This is a genomic window from Fusibacter paucivorans (assembly GCF_018390735.1).
In the GTDB taxonomy this organism is placed as follows: Bacteria; Bacillota; Clostridia; order Peptostreptococcales; family Acidaminobacteraceae; genus Fusibacter; species Fusibacter paucivorans.
In genome coordinates this window covers 44656-62212 of record NZ_JAHBCL010000020.1, presented here as the reverse complement: position 1 = coordinate 62212, position 17557 = coordinate 44656, and the positions used below count along the sequence as shown (strand labels likewise).

The following is a 17557-nucleotide window of genomic DNA, read 5'->3' as shown; positions in this document are numbered from 1 at the left end:
ACGTTTCAATTTCCTCCTGTTATTCCTGAACGCGAACGCCTTCAATATTGAGGTTCACCTCTTTGACATCGATTCCAGTCTGGGTTTCAACTTGATACTTCACTTTTTCAATGATGTTCTCAGCCACCACTGATATCTTCGTACCATACTGAATGATGACAAAGAGATCAATTTCCACGCCTTCTTCCACAGGACGAATTTCCACGCCTTTCGACATATGCTCGCCTTTCAGCATCTTTGCAATGCCGTTGCGCGCAGATTTATAAGTTAATCCAACGAGTCCATAGCACTCCATCGCCGCCATTGCCGCAATCGTTGCGAGCACATCGTGTTCAATGTTGATTTCGCCAATTTCATTCATTATCTTTATTGACATAAACGCCTCCTCAAATAATCAGAGCTGATAACGATTCATAAAAATCATTTTACTCTAATTTTATAGTAAACCCCTGTTTTTAGCAAGTTAAACCCATTTTATTAAGCGTTTGTAATAAAAAAGCCATTCATTTGGCTATTTTCCACTTGAAAAACCGTATCTTCTCTGATAAAATTAGTTTGTTATGTTAAGAGTTAATCACTCGAAGGAGGTGTCATAAATGGCAAAAGTATGTGATGTATGCGGTAAAGGAAAAATGTCTGGTAACACAGTCAGCCATGCAAATAACCACAATAGAAGATCATGGTCACCAAACCTTAGAAGTGTCAAAGCTTCCGTCAACGGTTCGACGAAACGTATTAAGGTTTGCAGCAGATGCTTAAGATCTGGCAAAGTTGAAAGAGCAATTTAATGTCAACTTCATTAAGCGAACGCATATAAATCATATAACATTGTTATATGATTTTTTATTTTTTTGCAAACTGTTTTGATCAGCAACTGCCGCCTATCTCTCTATCTATTATTCACATCATCTATTAGAGTGCTCACATTACTTCTCATCCATCGACCGCCCTCATGACCACGCCATATTTTTTGCGTTTTTGTAACATATTGCATTGACCATTTCCTAAACTTACCATAACAGCCATTGATGTTTCAAAGAGTGCCGGAGGTGTCGCCGTCAATGCCATTCAACAGCTTACCGGAACAATCACGGGCTCAGTGGATCACCTTCGTTCAGCCTCAGAAAATATCTATGCTTTTGTGGATCAAGAAGTTATGACTGATTATGACAGTATGGTCGATTTCGGCGATCGCTTCAACAGCAGCGCCATGGAAATTTCTAAGACGACCGCCAATATCGATGAAGCTGCACAGCAAGCCTCAGAGGCCATTCAAATCCTCACAAAAGCCATTGGTGAAATCGCCATTGCCAATAACGAATCGGCAAAAGAAGTTCAAAGCGCCGTTCAGCAAATAAGTGATATTGCAGATGAATCCAGACGTATTGTTAATGCAACAGATCTCGTCAGCAACGCTAATCATTTTAATGTATGTCTCCAATAAAGCATAAATTAGGTCCGCACTGATTGAAGAAGCAATTCGTGTTGATTCAATCCTAATAGTCATAAAAACACAAATCACAGCATCGTTTGATGTCGGGTTTGTGTTTTCTTAAGTTATTCATTATCAATTTTTATGATAATCATTATATCTATTTACATATTTTACTTATAGCGTGCGACATTATAAGATTTTGTTAGAACATTACGTAATGTCAAATCCATAATGAAGGAGCTGCAAAAGATGGCATTTGATACAAAACGCACCACCACTGACACAATGAGAATTTACTACGATGTCCCCATTGAAATGCGTGACGGCATTGTCTTAAAAGCGGACGTTTTTTTGCCAATCGATGAAGGTCAATACCCCGCATTAATGACATATGGAATCTACGGCAAAGGCCAATGCTTTCAAACAGTCTACGAAGGCCCTTGGACGCGTATGGTAACCGATTTCCCTGAAATTATGGCTGGCAGTTCCAATCGTTATCAGAATTGGGAAACTGCCGATCCGGAAAAATGGGTGCCGCATGGTTATGCACTCGTGCGAATCGATTCAAGAGGTTCCGGGTGTTCTGAAGGCATTCAGTACCCTTGGTCCGAAGAGGAAATTAAGGATTATTACGAATGCATTGAATGGGCCGGTACGCAATCCTGGTGTGATGGCGGCGTTGGACTGCTAGGCATTTCCTATTACGCTGCGAATCAATGGCTTGTCGCTGGCTTAAACCCACCGCATCTCAAGGCTATTGTCCCTTGGGAAGGCACATCAGACTGGTATCGTGAGCTCTTTTATCACGGCGGCATTCGCTGCACCTTTGTGGATAGCTGGCTTAAAAAGCAAGAAGGTATTCAATATGGCTATGGAGACCGCGGCCGTAAAAATCCAAATACCGGCGAAAACGTTGCAGGTGCGGTCACCATGAGCGAAACAGCACTTGCTAAAAACCGTATTGGCCTCGTCGAGCACATTAAAGCGCACCCACTTAAAGATGCGTACTACGACGGCATTACCGTAAACTGGGAGAATATCAAGGTCCCAGTCCTGACAACGGCAAATTGGGGAGGCGCCGGCCTTCATTTGAGAGGCAATATTGAAGGGTTTTCAGAAGGCGGCAATCATAATCGCTGGCTGGAAGTTCATGGTTATGAGCATTGGACTCATTTTTATACTGACTATGGCGTCGATATTCAAAAGCGCTTTCTGGATCATTTCCTAAAAGGATTTTCAAACGGTTGGGACACCGAGCCAAGAGTAAGACTCCAAACGCGTCTTATCGGCAATGCTTTCAAAGAACGTACTGCGGATGCTTGGCCGCTCCCGAACACAACATTTCAGACAATGTTTCTCAATGCCGTCGAAAGAACCCTGACAACGACTGTACCATTCGCTAATCAACATATTGCCTATAAGCCACTGGAGGATGAAGTCACATTTTACATGCCTAAAGTTTCAGAAACCATTGAAATAACAGGGCCTGTTGCAGCAACAATTTACATTAGTTCGCTAACCGAAGATGCCGATCTCTTTTTAACGCTTCGCCTATTTGACCCCGAGGGAAAAGAAGTGCCCTTCAGAGGGGCAATGGATGCGAATGCACCCGTTGCACAAGGCTGGCTGCGTGCGTCACATCGAAAACTGGATCCGAAAAAAACGTTGCCGTATCGTCCTTATCATACGCATGATGTTATCGAGCCGCTTGAAATCGGTAAAATTTATGAGCTATCCATTGAAATTTGGCCCACTTCTATTGTGATCCCGCCAAATTATCAGCTAGCCTTAACCGTCAGCGGCAAAGATTATGAGTTCAGCGGCGCAATTGACGAATCAACACGTGCCTTTCATCGTTATCCATCGAAAGGCTGTGGTCCATTTCAGCATGGCGAGCGTTCTCAAGCGATCTATAATGGCGACGTTACCATTTACACCGGAAAAGCCTATCCATCTTCAATCCTATTGCCATTTATCAAAGACGAACAACAATCTTAACGACAAATTTTTATAGGGGGAATAAAAATGGGTAAAGATGTTCAAAAATTTCAGTTATTTGATATTGACGGTTCTGCGGTTGGTTTTGATTTTAGAAAACGTAAAAATCGCATCCATTTCATCATTTCATTCTTTCTGTTTGCAGGCATTATGCTATTGCCGCTGGATTCGATCTCCGATACAGCTGCAAGAACTCTGGCACTGACCGCACTCGTCCTCTATATGTGGATTACACTCTACGTTGATCTGATGACGAGCAGTCTCGTCTTGGCAGGCGGTGCAATTCTGCTCGGCCTGTTGAGTTATAAAGAAGTGGCGACGCTCTTTGGCTCATCACAGTTTTTGCCAATGCTCGGTATCTGCATCGTCGCTTTAGGGGCCAGCACTACGAAGTTAACCTCTCGTTTTGCCTATTTCCTACTATGGAAGTTTGGGCGTAAACCTCGTACCATTGCACTTGTTGCCGTTATCGTTTGTGCTGTCCTCTCATCTGTCGTATCCAATATTGCCACTGCCATCCTATTGGCAGCGACCTTTGCACCTGTTATTGAACACTTGGGAAATAAGCAGCTTGGCAAGGCGATTATGATTTTACTGCCGGTCTCAGCCATGTATGGCGGCGCTGCTCTTATCAACGGTTCAGGACCAAATCTCGTCGCACTGCAAAATTTGGAATTGGCCACAGAAGGCACCGCAACAGTCTCCTACTTGCAATGGGCAACCGTTGGGTGGGTCTCTCTTTTGCTGATTATTCCTATAATCGTCGTCCTTTACACCCGTTATTTTAAGGTACCTAAAACCATTGACGGCATTGATGTCACCGTCTTTAAACAATCGCTTAATGAGCTCGGCCCAATCACGGGAAAAGAAATTCGCTGGTTACTGATCATGTTGACGATGATTGTCTTTTTGGTTTTCGGCTTTCCAATGGGGTATGTTGGTGTCATTTTTGGAACCATCTGCCTCTTGCCGGGCATTGGTATTGTCTCAGGAAAAGAAATGCTAAAAAATGTTCCTTGGTTCCTTCTCTTTATCCTAGGATTTTCGCCAGTATTGTCATCGATATTGACGCAGAGCAAACTGACAAATGTACTCATCTCTGCAACAAGTCCTTATCTCAATCAGTTTAGTATTTTAGGGCTAATTCTATTTTTCACCTTTTTAAAGAGTATTTTAAACAATATCATCATTTCAGGGCCTGCACCAGTATCTATCATTCTGATCTCCAGTTTTGCACCAGTAGTCATGTCTTTGGGCTATAATCCAGTTGCCATCTTTATGCCGGCATTGATCCTGTCGCATCCTGCGACGATCTTGGGATCCAGCGCTTCATATCAGACCACCTATCAGTACGGTTACTGGGATATTACAGAGACCATACGCCCAGGTGCCGCGATGATGCTTCTCGGCCCCATCGTCGTCTCAGTGGTGTGTTATCTGCTCTATCCACTGCTCGGCATAAGCCTCATGCTCTAAGCAGACACACCTCTTTAAACGATGGCGCTATATTTCAATCACAGCGTTAGCAGCCCCACGCTTACTGACGCTATGGTGATGCTTTATCACATAACCTTAAACAAAAGAACTCGACAGCATCATTCGTCTTGAATCGCTGAAGGGTTCTTCGCTTTATATTGCGATCATTGTTTCCAAAAATGCCACATCAAAAACCGATTAGATCAACCACCTTTCACAGCGTGGCATTTCTCTGAATATTACGATAAAATAATGTGAGTGCATTAAGTTTCAGCAATCCTGGAGGTCATCATGGGAAACAATCGGTATTTTCATTTATCCAACATCAATTTAAATATCAACCAACTCAGTTACTTTATTACCGTTGCTGAAACGTTAAGCTTCAGCAAGGCTGCAAAACAGCTTTTCGTTCCGCAATCTGCCGTCAGTCAAAAAATCATGCAGTTGGAAGAAAGATTGCAAATGAAACTCTTTATTCGCACCAATCGCATGGTAAAATTGACAAGTGCCGGCAAACATTTCTATGAAATCGCTACGAAAATGCTCGCAGAGACCGAAGAGGCCATTAGTGTTATGAAAGCCGCAGATGCCGGCTCGCTCGGCACCGTTAACATTGGTTTCTTAGCAGGTCCTGTCATCAACTTTCTGCCCGATCTCCTCAATCATTTTAAACGGCGCTACCCGCAGATCGTCATTAACTTAAAACATTTAACATTGCCCGAATTAATCGAAGGTATCAAGGAAGAAAAACTCGATATTGTATTTGCAGTTCCCTTTGGGTTCAATGCAGTCGATGGAATCAATTCTGCACTTATTTACGGATCCGATATCGGTGTCTACATGAGTTCTGAAAATCCGCTGGCAAGCAAGACTTCACTTCGCATCCACGAGCTTGAAACCTCAGCTTTTATAATGCGTGAACGCTCAGAATTTCCACAATGGTATGACCACGTTATTAAACTCTGCGTCGAAGAAGGGTTTCATCCTCAAATCACTCACCAAGTAAAAAGACTCGAACCTTTGATGATCTTTATCGCTTCAGGAATGGGCATTACCATTATGCCGAGGTACCTGCATTACTATGCTCCCAATACTGTTCGGTTCGTACCGCTTACACTACCAAATGCGCAAATTGAAATACGTCTTTATCAAAATGCAGACTGTCACAATCCAGCCGCCAATGTTTTTTACGAGGAGGCCTTGCTTATGATTGAAAAACAAAGCGCCGCCGGTATTCTCGGCAGTTGAGCATCATGCTTTTTCGTTGACCATCGTATCACGGCTATCAGCGTTATTGTCAAACGATTGAAAAACCGCCGACATTTTGATCGATCCCTCATATGCATCAGTTTTCATTGGCGTCATTTGCGGGAAATCTCTATGCGGGCGGTTTTTTACTCTATAACACACATCTGAATAGTCAGCGTTTAATTGAAAGTTTCCTTTGTTTTCCTTTTGCGATTAAACAGTGTATCATAAATGACTGGAATCAGAATCAATGTTAATAACGTCGAAATAATCAGACCACTCATCAGAGCAATGGACATCGGCATAAACAGCGGCGATTTACTCGCAACCAGTGGCACAAGTCCCATAATCGTCGTAATAGAACTAAGCATAATCGGTCTAAAACGCTTCGCCATTGCATCTTTGACGGCGACATCTACCGCACTGCCGCTTCTTACTTCGGCACTGATAAAGTCCAGCAGGACAATTGCATTATTAACCACGATGCCAAAAAGGCTCACAATCCCAAATAGTGCCGTAAAAGAAAGCGGCTGATTAAACAGGTAAAGCCCTATAATCGAACCAATAGATGACAGTGGAATTGATGCAAAGATAATAAATGGATAGAGAAACGACCTAAACTGCAAAAGCAATATTAAATAGATCAGGAAAAGTGCAAAGACTGCCGACACGCCAATACTGCCGAAGTTCTTGCTGATACTCTGCTCTTCGCCATCAAAGACATAATGAACATTTTCAGTGTGCAACTGTGCAATGCGATCTCCTATAGCATGTTGAATATCGATGGAACTGTATCCATCGAGCACATCAGAGGTCACTTGGATTTCAACATCACCCATATAGGTTCTAATGACACTGTTCTTCTCTTTTAGCCGAACCGTCGCCACTTCTTTCAACGGAATCTTTTTATCTGTGAATGACGACTTGATTGATATATTTTCAAGTTCGGCCAAACTTTCGATGCCGCCGTCTACCATAATATTGTATGTGTCATCTGCCATTCTGAGTTCTGTCGCTTCGCGTCCTCTCAGTGCAATACTCACTTCATTTTGAATATCGTATTTTGTCAAGCCGTAATAACCGGCTTTCACATCATCTACTTCAACATAATAACCATAAGACTTGTCTTTGAGATTACTTTCAACATTAGTTGTCCCGGGAATACTGCTAAATATTTCAACGAGTTCATTGCTCACGCTTCTCAGTTCGTCAATACTGTCCCCCGTTACTCTGAGCTTAACAGGAGATCCAATTGGTTCTGCCTGTTCCAATTCCTTAACGAGGACTTTGCCACCTGAAATGCGGCTATCCATCTCCTTTTGAAGCATCGAAACAAAGGCCTTATTACTTACAAAGGCTTTATTGGTCGCATCCAGTTTTACAATGATCTGAGAAAAATCAGTCGATGCCGCATTAACCGGCAGTGTATAATAAAATTTTGGAAACGCTTCACCGATGGCAGCACTGTATGACAACACCAGCGGCTGCTCTGCAATAACAGCCTCCACGTGCTCAACGAGCTTTTCTGTATCTTCAATTGACGTATTGACATCATTGGTGACGTTGATATAAACCAAATCTGATTCTGCCGCTGGGAAAAACTGTAGTCCCAATGTCGATGCCAGCCTGACACCGCCTGTCACGGCCAAAATGACAACAGCTAGAATCACGAGTTTGTGTCCAAGCGCATACTTCAAAATGTTTTCAAAGATATGTCGTACACGGAATTTTGACTGCTTCTCTTTTGACTTCCTAAAAAAGATAAAGCCAAGTGTCGGTGTGACAAATATCGCAACCAAATAGGAAGCCGATAATGCCACCATGACAATAATCGGTAAACTCTTTACAAATTCGCCTGCAATGGAATCGAGCATCATGAGCGGTGTGAATACGGCAACTGTCGTCAAAGTCGACGTTAACACGGGGATGGCAACTTCTTTTACCCCATTGATACATGCATCCAGTTTGGGTTCATCATTATCAATATGTGCCTGGATAGCGTCGGAAACAACGATGGCGTTATCCACCAGCATGCCCAATGAAATAATAAGCGCGGCAATTGAAATCTGATGAATATCAATATCGAATAGTGTCATCGATGTAAATGTTATAATCACAGATAATGGAATGGCAAAGGAAACCACCAGCGCATTTCGAAGCCCCATCCCGATAAAGACGACGACGATTACAAATAAAATACCTTGGAGTAAACTCATCATAAAGCTGCTGACGCGGTTGTGAACATCCTGTGGCTGAAACATGATCTCATCAAAACTGACAGCTGACGGCAGTGATGCCTGGTAGTCGTCAATAAGCGCTTTCACTTCTTCTCCAATGGTTACAACATTTAAATCCTGCTTGAAATAACCAGCCAGAATAATGGCATTATCGCCATTCTGCTTGTACATAACAGCATCGTCATCCAATGCAAGTGCCACTGTCGCAATATCTTTCAGCCTTACGACAGCACCTGTTTCTTCACTAACGGCAACGATGACATTCCCCACTTCATCAACATCTTCAAAGCTGCCTTTTGTGGTCACACTGATCTTATTGAGCATTCCGTCTAATTTGCCGGACGGAATATCAATGTTCTGTGCTTTCAGCAAATTGATTACGTCACTGTATGAAATGTTGTATTGGTTGATATCTTCAGGTTTCAAAGTAATTTTAAGATTGTAGTCACGTTTGCCAACCAAGTCAACACGTGAAATACCGTCTACTTTTGAAAGTATATTTCGAAGTTCTTCACCAAATTGACCCAAGGTATCATAATCGAATTCATCGGAAGAAATACTAATGAGCATACCCGCCGTTTCCATGAGGTCGCTGTCTATGGTAATCTTGTCACAGGCATCTGGGAGATCCACTTGAATATCTTCCATTTTTGTACGCAGCGTGGCAATCCCTTCATCCATATTGGCATTGAACTCGAAATAGACAACCGTTACCGAAGCGTTTTCCATCGCCGTTGAATTGTACTCTTCAATACTTGGGATCTCTTTAATTTCATCTTCAATGACACTGGTAACACGACTCATTACTTCATCTGGTGAAGCACCAGGGTATTGACAGGTGACAATGACAACCGGTGCACTGACATCAGGAGATTCCTGTCTTGGAATAAGGCCAAAATTATAAATGCCATAGATGAACAACAGTGCGATAATAAAAATGAGAATACGTCGGTTGTTAATCACACCACATAAGAGCTTGTTCATTTTGCCTCCTCATTCAGTATATTGACATGATCACCGTCATTAAGGCGGTTAAAGCCTTTGACTACAAGTTGGTCTCCATCTTGAAGACCTGAAACAATCAGTTCATTTTTAATACGCTTTTCAATGGAAATCGACTGCTTAACAGCAATTCCGTCGCGTATGGTATAAACATAGTCTGTGTCGCCTTTTATAACGGCCTCCATCGGAATTTTGATGCCTTTATATGAATCGATGACAAACGTCCCTTCACCAACGCTGCCCAATGGTACGTCTCCGTTGATAGATACTTCAATTTCATACGTATGAGTCGCTGTATCCGGTGTATTGCCAATGGCCGTAATTTCGCCTTCATAGGTTTCCGAAGTAAACCTCATCGTTACCGGCTGACCAATACTGAGATGTTTTAAATCCCGTTGCGCAACACTGGCCTTAAAAACAGAATCTTCACTGCGAATAACAATAACAGGATACCCGGCTGCAACGGCTTCATTGGCTTCATACAGTGTCTCGACGACAACCCCTTCAATGCTTGCTGTCATTTTAAGTTCATTGACGGATTTTGATAGTGCCTCTAAATTATGCTGTGCCTGCTGATAACCTTCTCTCGCCGCATTGAGATCCTGTTCAGAGACATTGAAGTTAAGTTTTGCCTTTTCCAGCGCCGCTTGTGAAATACTGCCGGCGGCAAAGAGTTTTTCATAATCCTCGTAATCGCTTTTCGCATCGTTATAAGCTTGTGTTGCTTTATTCAAAGTCGCATAGATTGATTGAACACCAGCCTGTGCTGCCAACAGCTGAATATTGTAATCTGAATCATCCAATGCCGCTAGGGCCTCGCCTTTTTCGACGTAATCCCCCTTCTCAACGTACAGCGCCTCTAAAACACCTGCACTTTTAAAACTGAGTTTTGTCATTGAGCCAGATTCAACATAGCCGTAATAAACCATCTGTTCCTCTGTTATCGAAGTGGCCACTGCCTGCGTCTCCACTGTTTTAACACGTGATACGTCTTCAGACGCCGATTCTCTCCCACAGCCTGCCAATAGCAACAGGCTCAAGCCTATACAGCTAAGCCATATTTTATGTCGTTTCATTCATTAGCCTCCAACTCGATTATAATTAACGCTCGTTCATTATTATGCCAAAAAAAAGATGTCTTAAACCGTTTCACCATGATTATTACAGATCACGATCACTTGAAAACTTTAAAAGACACCGCAAAAAATTGTTTGACAAGTCTTTCAACATCTTCAGGCTCTGCATGCTCCAAGATATAAATAATGGCTTCAATCTGATTGCGCGCCATGATTTCATAGATCATGGGATCAATCGCAATCATCTCACTAAAAGACAGGCGTTTCATCTTTGCGATCACCGATTGTACCACATTGTCATAGTAAGCATTATAGAGTGTTCCCTTAAGGCCATTTCGCAATACATAAAACTCTCTTGGGAAATCTGTATACAACTTCGTGATGTTTACAGCGATAATTTCTCTCACTTCTACATGCCTAGAGATCCCCATTTCAGCGATATAGTCACGATTGACAAAAGCATCAATCACTTCAATCAGCGGACTCAAGCAGTGCTTGAGCAAGTCTTCTTTGTTTTTAAAATAACGATAGATATTGCCCACTGTAATCTGTGCACGCTGTGCAATTTCGCGCATACTCGCATTATTAAAACCCTTTTCAGCAAATTCATCTAATGCGGCATCAATAATGCGCGCCCTTACATCGTCTTTCAAATATTGCATACAATCCTCTTTCATCAAGATTTATTAATAATATACACTTGTTTATTTTTATTCGCAACCCTTAAAGCATAAAAAAATGATAATTTTTTGTAAATTATCATTTTGGATATATTTCTCTAAACTATTGTCCTTTAGTAATCTTCAGCGATAATGACGAGCATCTTTCCCTTATCGAAACGTATTGTCGCCTCTTCTGCTGAAAATTCATTGCTAATCCCCCAGGTTGAGCCGCGTTTGATAACAACGTCGTCAAGCGGATATTTGAATCCCTTCAACGTAACGCCTTCAACGCGTTCTGTTATTGGAATAAGCGATAGAAAACCCTTTCGCTGAAACAATGTTTTTTCGGCAGGCCCTTCTAAAAGTTTAACGCGATTATAGGCATCCAAAAGCATGATGTTCGGATAGTGTTCCAACAGGAAGACATTACCCAATAGATGATCCAACCGCCCACCGAAGGCACCAATAGCAATAATATCATTAAACCGTTTGTCTTGAATATAACTAAATGCCAGCTCGGCATCCGTCATATCCTTTTCTTTGTTAAAACGCATGATTTCAACATCCGGCCATACTTCTGCATAACCTTCGAGTTCAACCGAATCAAAATCACCGATCATGACGTTGGGAACATACCCCAATGCCTGCAAATGTTTTATACCACCATCTACACCAACGACAAAATGAATTTCCAATGTTTCCAAAATAGCACGAAGGGCTTCCATATCTTCAATTTTCCCATTTAGTGCTAGGAGCGCCCTCATTTTACAACCTCTCTAAAGGCCTGAACGGTTTCAATAATTGATTCACTGTTAAAAATTGCTGAGCCCGCTACGAGTATATCGGCCCCAGCCCTAACCACTTCTTTGGCGTTTGAGAGCTTAATGCCCCCATCGACTTGTATAGCGACATCAAGTCCGCGTTCATCAATCATTTTTCGCAGTCGCTTTATTTTTGCAGTCGTTTGCGGGATATAGCTTTGACCGCCAAAACCAGGGTTCACCGACATGAGCAATACCATGTCCACATCTTCCAATATTTCTTCAATGCTTGAAAGCGGCGTTGCAGGATTAAGCGTTACTGCCGCTTGTACGCCATAAGATTTGATAAGCTGAATCGTTCGGTGCAGATGGCGCGTCGCTTCGACATGAACGCCTATGCTGTCAGCACCTGCATCGACAAAATCTGCAATATACTGATCAGGATTTTCAATCATAAGATGAACATCTACAAATAAACTCGTTTTGCCTTTCAGCGATTTCAGTACAGGTGCGCCAAAAGAAATATTTGGCACAAAGTGTCCATCCATAACATCAACATGCAAATATTCGACGCCAGCCTCTTCAACTGCCTTGACGTCAACAAGCAAATTAGAAAAATCAGCCGATAGTATCGACGGTGCCAATTTTACCATTTTTTATACTTCCTCCCCAGTGTTTCGATTTCATGATAGATATATTGATAAGCTTCATAGCGTGATGCATGTATTTCTCCAGCTTCAACCGCTGCTTTAACCGCGCAGTTCGGTTCACTTAGATGCTTGCAGTTATCAAATTGACAGGCTGCTGATATGGATTCAAATTCTGGAAATAGACTGGACAGCCGATCCAGCGGAATTTCATGGAGCGACAGCGACGTAAAACCCGGCGTATCAACCACTGTACCACCGCTTTTTAGCGGCAGCAGCTCTGAGTGCCGCGTGGTATGCTTTCCGCGTTTAATTTTGTGACTCAAATCGCCTGTCTGTAATTTGAAACCATTTTCAATCGCATTGAGCAGTGAGGATTTGCCAACGCCAGACGGCCCTGAAAAAACAGATATCTTATTGTTTAAAATCGCTTTAAGCGATACGATCCCTTCACCTGTCTTTGGTGATGTACGAAGGATATCGTATCCGGCATTATTATAGATGCTGCGAAGCGTATCAAAACGCCCTTCATCATCTATATCACATTTATTGAAGCAGAGGACAACGTCCAAATTAGCGTTTTCCGCTAAAAGAATCATTTTGTCCAACAGCATCATATTGGGTTCGGGATTTTTGAGCGCAAAGACGATGATCGCCTGATCGACATTGCTGACATTCGGTCTGAGCAAAATTGATTTTCGAGGCAATATTGTCTCGATGACACCTGTCTTTTCCGCTTCGTCAACAATGTTAATCTGAACAAAATCTCCGACTGTCGGCGTCATATTGATATTTTTAAATTTTCCTCGTGCTTTGCATTCATAAAGCATACCATCGACCATGACATAGTAGAATCCGCCGATGCCTTTATAGATTGTTCCATTTATCATTGATCCCTAACCTTAAAATTGAATCGTTTCTTGTGAGACGAGTTGATCGCTGTAAAATACTTCAAGTGTTGCAAATCCGGTTCCGCGAATTTTTATCCTAAAATCGCCTTCTGCTTTTGTATGCGTGTTTTCGTAAACCACGGTACGCGTTTCACCTTGAATCATTTCGATGCGAATGTTTTCTGGATCGTGCATAAATGTCGAAGCAAAAATGGCAACTGATATTTCTGAATAGTTATCACCTGTTCCATCGCCATTCTCCGTACCGTCGCCATTTCCTTCACCGGTGCCATCACCATCGACGTTCTCCGGTCCATTGCTGACGACGACGGAAACCTCTGAGCCTTGCTCGTATGTTTGTCCAACGCCTTGATTGCTGATAATCATGCCTTCTTCAAATTCATCACTGAGTTCATATTCAATAGAACCCAATTTTAATCCTAATGCATTGAGTTCACTTTCTGCTTCGCGGATCGTCTTGCCGGATACATTTGGTACCAATACCGTTTTGATTTCCTGTCCTTGACTCACAACCAGATCAATTAAAGTTCCCTCAGCTTCTTTGACACCGCTTTTTGGCGACTGACTGATAACGGTTCCCGTCGGCAGATCATTAAACTCATATTTAATTTCACCCACTTCAAAGTTTTCATTTTCAATCATCACACGAGCTTTAACCAAATCCTGCTGTACGACATTTGGCACGAGCACCCTCACCGCGCCATTGCTGACCACGAGTTTCACGGTAAAACCTTCTTTTAGTTCTTCACCTTCAGCATAGTTTTGCGATATGACAATATCTTCATCAATATCGTTGTTGTATTTGCGTTCTGTGGTATCTGCGACCAGCCCTTTATCCTGAATCGCTCTGACGGCTTCGTCCACATCCATACCGACGACATTTGGTACCGTTACAATATCGACATTGAATATTTCTTTAAATTTATTAATGGCAACCAGTGAAAACACGAGCATTGAAACAATGAGCGCCGCCACGACCACTAAGGTAATATTTAATTTGCTCACCGGCTTCGATGCTTTTTGCTTCGTTGATTTTCGCGTTCTGTTTTGATCGTGTTTCATGATATCTTCCTCTGTAATCTTTGGCAATATTGTCGTTTCATCATTGAGATAGCCTTCTGTCTTGACGACAAATCGTTTGTCAACGCTGAGCCGCTTTAAATCTTCCATCAATTCATAAATACTCTGATACCGTTGGTTTAAATCCTTTGCCGTCGCCTTCGAGAGTATTGACGCAAATCCGTCCGAGACATTGGCATTAATGGTTCTCGGATCAGGCAAATGATCCCGAAGCTGCTTCAGTGCAACGGAAACAGGTGTTTCACCATCAAATGGCAGTTCTTTGGTGATCAATTCATACATCAGAATGCCTAGAGAATAAATGTCGCTTCGGGCATCAACATAGCCGCCCCTCGCCTGTTCGGGTGATGCATAATGAACGGAGCCGACGATTTCTTTTGTGTTCACCAGTGTACTCTTTGTCGCCGCCCGTGCAATGCCAAAATCTGCAACTTTAACACTGCCGGTTTCACTGACGAGAATATTTTGCGATTTAATATCGCGATGAATAATGTTATTTTGATGCGCATGCTGAAGCGCCGAGCCAATCTGCATGATAATATTGACAACTGCTTCTTCTTTCATGAACCCGTGCATTTTATTCAGGTACTCCCGAAGTGTATGACCCGTGATAAGCTCCATGACAATATAATGCATGTCGTGATCCATCCCAACATCAAAGACATTAACGATATTGGGATGCGAAAGACTAGCGGCTGACTGTGATTCTTTTTCAAATTTAGCGACAAAATCGGAATCCGAATTAAATTCCTGCTTTAATACTTTAATTGCGACCATTCTATTTAAAACGTGATCTCTGCCCTTGTAGACGGTTGCCATGCCGCCGCTACCGACCACCGATAATATCTCATATCGATTGTCCAATAACAAACCATTGATTTCCGACATGAAAATCCTCCTTATAATTCAATACATACGACGGTAATGTTATCCTGACCGCCAGAATCATTGGCCTCATTTACCAATGCATTTGCCGCTTCTTCAAAAGGCGGCTCTGTTAAAAGCGCCAAAATGCGTTTGGGGTTGAGCATATTGGTCAAGCCATCAGTACACAGTAAGATATGTGATACACCATCAAGCGGCACTACATCTGTAAAAACTTCAAAGCTTTCATCAACGCCAATGGCACTTGTTATAATATTTCTGTCTGGGTGCTTTTCAGCTTCCGCTTCACTGATACTGCCAATCTTCACAAGTTCTGCAACCAGCGAATGATCTTTTGATACCTGAACGAGTTTACCGTCCTTTACAATGTAACAACGGCTGTCACCAACATTTGCCACCAGTAAATACGGTTCAGAAAGCGCTGCAAGTACCAAAGTTGTCCCCATATTCCGGTATGCTTCATTCTCGGCAGCCATGGCCATAATCTTCGCATTTACATTGACTAAAACACTTCGAATGGCATCGGAAAAATTGTCTGCCGTCAGCGTCTCTATCTCTGCAATGGCGGCAGTAATATCCTCTGTTGCCGCCTGTGCGGCAATTTCACCGGCTTGATGCCCTCCCATGCCGTCGCATACAATGTAAACCCGCGCGTCCTCTAAAACGCTATAAACATCTTCGTTATTGGCCCGCATTTTCCCAACATCTGTTAAGGCTGTAATCTTCATGCGTTCACCTCTATTTAATCCTTTTCATCTTTGCTATATAAAAACCATCTGTCTGATGTTGATGTGGCAAAAGCGTCAGCGTTTCCGATTGTCCCGGTATAATACCTGCAAGTGAAACGCGTTCAAATGAATCATGATGCGCAAGAAAATCATTCACTTGCCCATCATTTTCGGCCTCGTTTAATGTACAAGTACTATAGATCAAAATGCCATCCACTTTAACGTATTCAGCCGCAGCATTTAAAATTTCTCGTTGAATCCGGGTGAGTGACGCGAGGTCTTCTGGCTGTTTATTGTATTTTATATCCGGCTTTCTGCGAATAATGCCGAGCCCTGAACACGGTGCATCTACTAAGACGACATCAGCAGACTGCCTAAGGGATTTATCAAAATGCCTTGCATCGAAAATAGCCGTTTCAATAATTGAAATGCCCAGTCGACTGGCATTATCTGCAATGAGCTGACATTTTTGTTCAGAGACATCCCGCGCCAGTAAACGACCACTGTTATGCATTCGTTCTGCCATATGGCAGCTCTTACCGCCCGGCGCTGCACAGACATCCATGACGAAATCTCCCGGCTTCACATCGGCAATATGGCCAATCATCATCGAGCTAATGTCTTGAATTTGAAAATCCCCTTCCTTGAATCGAGGGAGCGATGTGATATTCATTTGATTAACAGACTGAATCAAAATACCATCTGGATTCAATTTTGAAGGTGTAGCAACAATGCCCGCGGCATCCAGCACCTTTAAAAAATCATCCCGTGTCGTCTTCAGCCGATTAACACGGATACTCAGTGGCGGCGTCATATTGTTTGCCGCCAGTAAAGCCTTGGTATCATCGTAACCATAGGCATCCAGCCAAAGGTTTACCAGCCATTTGGGATGAGAATACTTAATACTGAGGTATTCGTCCGGATGCCTTCGTTCATCTGGAAGCGGCACTTCTTCATAAGCACGAATAAAGGCACGCAAAACCCCATTGACGTAATTGCCCTGAGCTGGGCTGATGCGTTTTGCCAATTTAACGCTTTCATTTACGGCAGCGGATTCTGGTACCTTATCCATGAACATGATTTGATAAATGCCAAGTCTCAAAATATTAACCACTTCGTGATTAATCTTGCCAAACCTGACTTTTGAAAATTTTCGAATATAAAAATCAATGAGCATTTTATGCTCAAGAACACCTAATATCAGATTACTGATAAAACGGCGATCAATGTTGGATACCTCATACGTTTCAAAAAAATGATTCAGTGCATGATGTGAAAAAACATGCTCCAATTCAATGTGATTCAGTATCTTAAGCGCCATTTTTCTTGCATTTATCTTCATATGGTCACGCGAGCTCCAATCTTAGCATTCCCCTCATTATACCAAATTAGCCCGCACAATTTAAGCGCA

Annotated in this window: 15 protein-coding genes; 5 read left to right on the top strand and 10 right to left on the bottom strand. The window is 42.5% G+C overall.

From position 1 onward, the window contains the following. Nucleotides 1–19: 19 nt before the first annotated feature. The gene (locus tag KHM83_RS12255) at nt 20–376 is read right to left on the bottom strand and encodes an Asp23/Gls24 family envelope stress response protein (protein WP_213237308.1); all 357 of its coding nucleotides are present in this window, start codon (nt 374–376) and stop codon (nt 20–22) included. 220 nt (nt 377–596) lie between these two features. Between KHM83_RS12255 and rpmB the strand changes: the two genes are divergently transcribed. The 5 genes from rpmB to KHM83_RS12230 all read left to right on the top strand — a co-directional run bounded on the left by rpmB (nt 597) and on the right by KHM83_RS12230 (nt 6157). After that, the gene (gene rpmB, locus KHM83_RS12250; protein ID WP_213237307.1) at nt 597–788 is read left to right on the top strand and encodes a 50S ribosomal protein L28; all 192 of its coding nucleotides are present in this window, start codon (nt 597–599) and stop codon (nt 786–788) included. Nucleotides 789–1156: 368 nt separating this feature from the next. Beyond that, the gene (locus KHM83_RS12245; RefSeq protein ID WP_213237306.1) at nt 1157–1444 is read left to right on the top strand and encodes a hypothetical protein; all 288 of its coding nucleotides are present in this window, start codon (nt 1157–1159) and stop codon (nt 1442–1444) included. Between the two features lie 240 nt (nt 1445–1684). Then, complete coding sequence (locus KHM83_RS12240; RefSeq protein WP_213237305.1) at nt 1685–3433, top strand: CocE/NonD family hydrolase; 1749 nt, start codon at nt 1685–1687, stop codon at nt 3431–3433. Nucleotides 3434–3460: 27 nt separating this feature from the next. Beyond that, entirely contained in the window at nt 3461–4909 is a 1449-nt protein-coding gene (locus tag KHM83_RS12235) for an SLC13 family permease (RefSeq protein WP_213237304.1), read from the top strand. Between the two features lie 291 nt (nt 4910–5200). Continuing rightward, nucleotides 5201–6157 carry a LysR family transcriptional regulator gene (locus KHM83_RS12230; protein ID WP_213237303.1) on the top strand — a complete coding sequence of 319 codons (957 nt, stop codon included), beginning with the start codon at nt 5201–5203 and terminating at the stop codon, nt 6155–6157. Nucleotides 6158–6336: 179 nt separating this feature from the next. Here the strand turns inward: KHM83_RS12230 and KHM83_RS12225 are convergent, their stop codons facing one another. The 9 genes from KHM83_RS12225 to rsmB form a co-directional block, all read right to left on the bottom strand. Beyond that, the gene (locus tag KHM83_RS12225; RefSeq protein WP_213237302.1) at nt 6337–9378 is read right to left on the bottom strand and encodes an efflux RND transporter permease subunit; all 3042 of its coding nucleotides are present in this window, start codon (nt 9376–9378) and stop codon (nt 6337–6339) included. Next, nucleotides 9375–10472 (bottom strand): efflux RND transporter periplasmic adaptor subunit, encoded by a 1098-nt coding sequence (locus KHM83_RS12220; RefSeq protein WP_213237301.1) that lies wholly within the window; start codon nt 10470–10472, stop codon nt 9375–9377. Before KHM83_RS12220 ends, KHM83_RS12225 begins: the two co-directional genes overlap by 4 nt. 98 nt (nt 10473–10570) lie before the next feature. After that, nucleotides 10571–11134 carry a TetR/AcrR family transcriptional regulator gene (locus KHM83_RS12215; protein ID WP_213237300.1) on the bottom strand — a complete coding sequence of 188 codons (564 nt, stop codon included), beginning with the start codon at nt 11132–11134 and terminating at the stop codon, nt 10571–10573. A gap of 131 nt (nt 11135–11265) precedes the next feature. After that, complete coding sequence (locus tag KHM83_RS12210) at nt 11266–11898, bottom strand: thiamine diphosphokinase (protein WP_213237299.1); 633 nt, start codon at nt 11896–11898, stop codon at nt 11266–11268. Continuing rightward, nucleotides 11895–12548 carry a ribulose-phosphate 3-epimerase gene (gene rpe, locus KHM83_RS12205; protein ID WP_213237298.1) on the bottom strand — a complete coding sequence of 218 codons (654 nt, stop codon included), beginning with the start codon at nt 12546–12548 and terminating at the stop codon, nt 11895–11897. The genes KHM83_RS12210 and rpe overlap by 4 nt, the downstream gene beginning before the upstream one ends. Further along, the gene (rsgA, locus tag KHM83_RS12200) at nt 12542–13432 is read right to left on the bottom strand and encodes a ribosome small subunit-dependent GTPase A (protein WP_213237297.1); all 891 of its coding nucleotides are present in this window, start codon (nt 13430–13432) and stop codon (nt 12542–12544) included. The genes rpe and rsgA overlap by 7 nt, the downstream gene beginning before the upstream one ends. Nucleotides 13433–13444: 12 nt before the next feature. Continuing rightward, nucleotides 13445–15421, bottom strand: a complete 1977-nt coding sequence (pknB, locus tag KHM83_RS12195; RefSeq protein ID WP_213237296.1) for a Stk1 family PASTA domain-containing Ser/Thr kinase — start codon at nt 15419–15421, stop codon at nt 13445–13447. Between the two features lie 11 nt (nt 15422–15432). After that, nucleotides 15433–16146, bottom strand: coding sequence for a Stp1/IreP family PP2C-type Ser/Thr phosphatase (locus tag KHM83_RS12190; protein WP_213237295.1), 714 nt, complete (start codon nt 16144–16146; stop codon nt 15433–15435). A 10-nt stretch (nt 16147–16156) separates the two neighbouring features. Then, nucleotides 16157–17488, bottom strand: coding sequence for a 16S rRNA (cytosine(967)-C(5))-methyltransferase RsmB (gene rsmB, locus KHM83_RS12185; RefSeq protein WP_213237294.1), 1332 nt, complete (start codon nt 17486–17488; stop codon nt 16157–16159). Nucleotides 17489–17557 lie beyond the last annotated feature (69 nt).

What these genes read in the sequence shown, in the direction of transcription:
- KHM83_RS12255 (WP_213237308.1), bottom strand. Translation starts at nt 376, where the DNA reads ATGTCAATAAAGATAATGAATGAAATTGGCGAAATCAACATTGAACAC.
- rpmB (WP_213237307.1), top strand. Translation starts at nt 597, where the DNA reads ATGGCAAAAGTATGTGATGTATGCGGTAAAGGAAAAATGTCTGGTAAC.
- KHM83_RS12245 (WP_213237306.1), top strand. Translation starts at nt 1,157, where the DNA reads ATGACTGATTATGACAGTATGGTCGATTTCGGCGATCGCTTCAACAGC.
- KHM83_RS12240 (WP_213237305.1), top strand. Translation starts at nt 1,685, where the DNA reads ATGGCATTTGATACAAAACGCACCACCACTGACACAATGAGAATTTAC.
- KHM83_RS12235 (WP_213237304.1), top strand. Translation starts at nt 3,461, where the DNA reads ATGGGTAAAGATGTTCAAAAATTTCAGTTATTTGATATTGACGGTTCT.
- KHM83_RS12230 (WP_213237303.1), top strand. Translation starts at nt 5,201, where the DNA reads ATGGGAAACAATCGGTATTTTCATTTATCCAACATCAATTTAAATATC.
- KHM83_RS12225 (WP_213237302.1), bottom strand. Translation starts at nt 9,378, where the DNA reads ATGAACAAGCTCTTATGTGGTGTGATTAACAACCGACGTATTCTCATT.
- KHM83_RS12220 (WP_213237301.1), bottom strand. Translation starts at nt 10,472, where the DNA reads ATGAAACGACATAAAATATGGCTTAGCTGTATAGGCTTGAGCCTGTTG.
- KHM83_RS12215 (WP_213237300.1), bottom strand. Translation starts at nt 11,134, where the DNA reads ATGCAATATTTGAAAGACGATGTAAGGGCGCGCATTATTGATGCCGCA.
- KHM83_RS12210 (WP_213237299.1), bottom strand. Translation starts at nt 11,898, where the DNA reads ATGAGGGCGCTCCTAGCACTAAATGGGAAAATTGAAGATATGGAAGCC.
- rpe (WP_213237298.1), bottom strand. Translation starts at nt 12,548, where the DNA reads ATGGTAAAATTGGCACCGTCGATACTATCGGCTGATTTTTCTAATTTG.
- rsgA (WP_213237297.1), bottom strand. Translation starts at nt 13,432, where the DNA reads ATGATAAATGGAACAATCTATAAAGGCATCGGCGGATTCTACTATGTC.
- pknB (WP_213237296.1), bottom strand. Translation starts at nt 15,421, where the DNA reads ATGTCGGAAATCAATGGTTTGTTATTGGACAATCGATATGAGATATTA.
- KHM83_RS12190 (WP_213237295.1), bottom strand. Translation starts at nt 16,146, where the DNA reads ATGAAGATTACAGCCTTAACAGATGTTGGGAAAATGCGGGCCAATAAC.
- rsmB (WP_213237294.1), bottom strand. Translation starts at nt 17,488, where the DNA reads ATGAAGATAAATGCAAGAAAAATGGCGCTTAAGATACTGAATCACATT.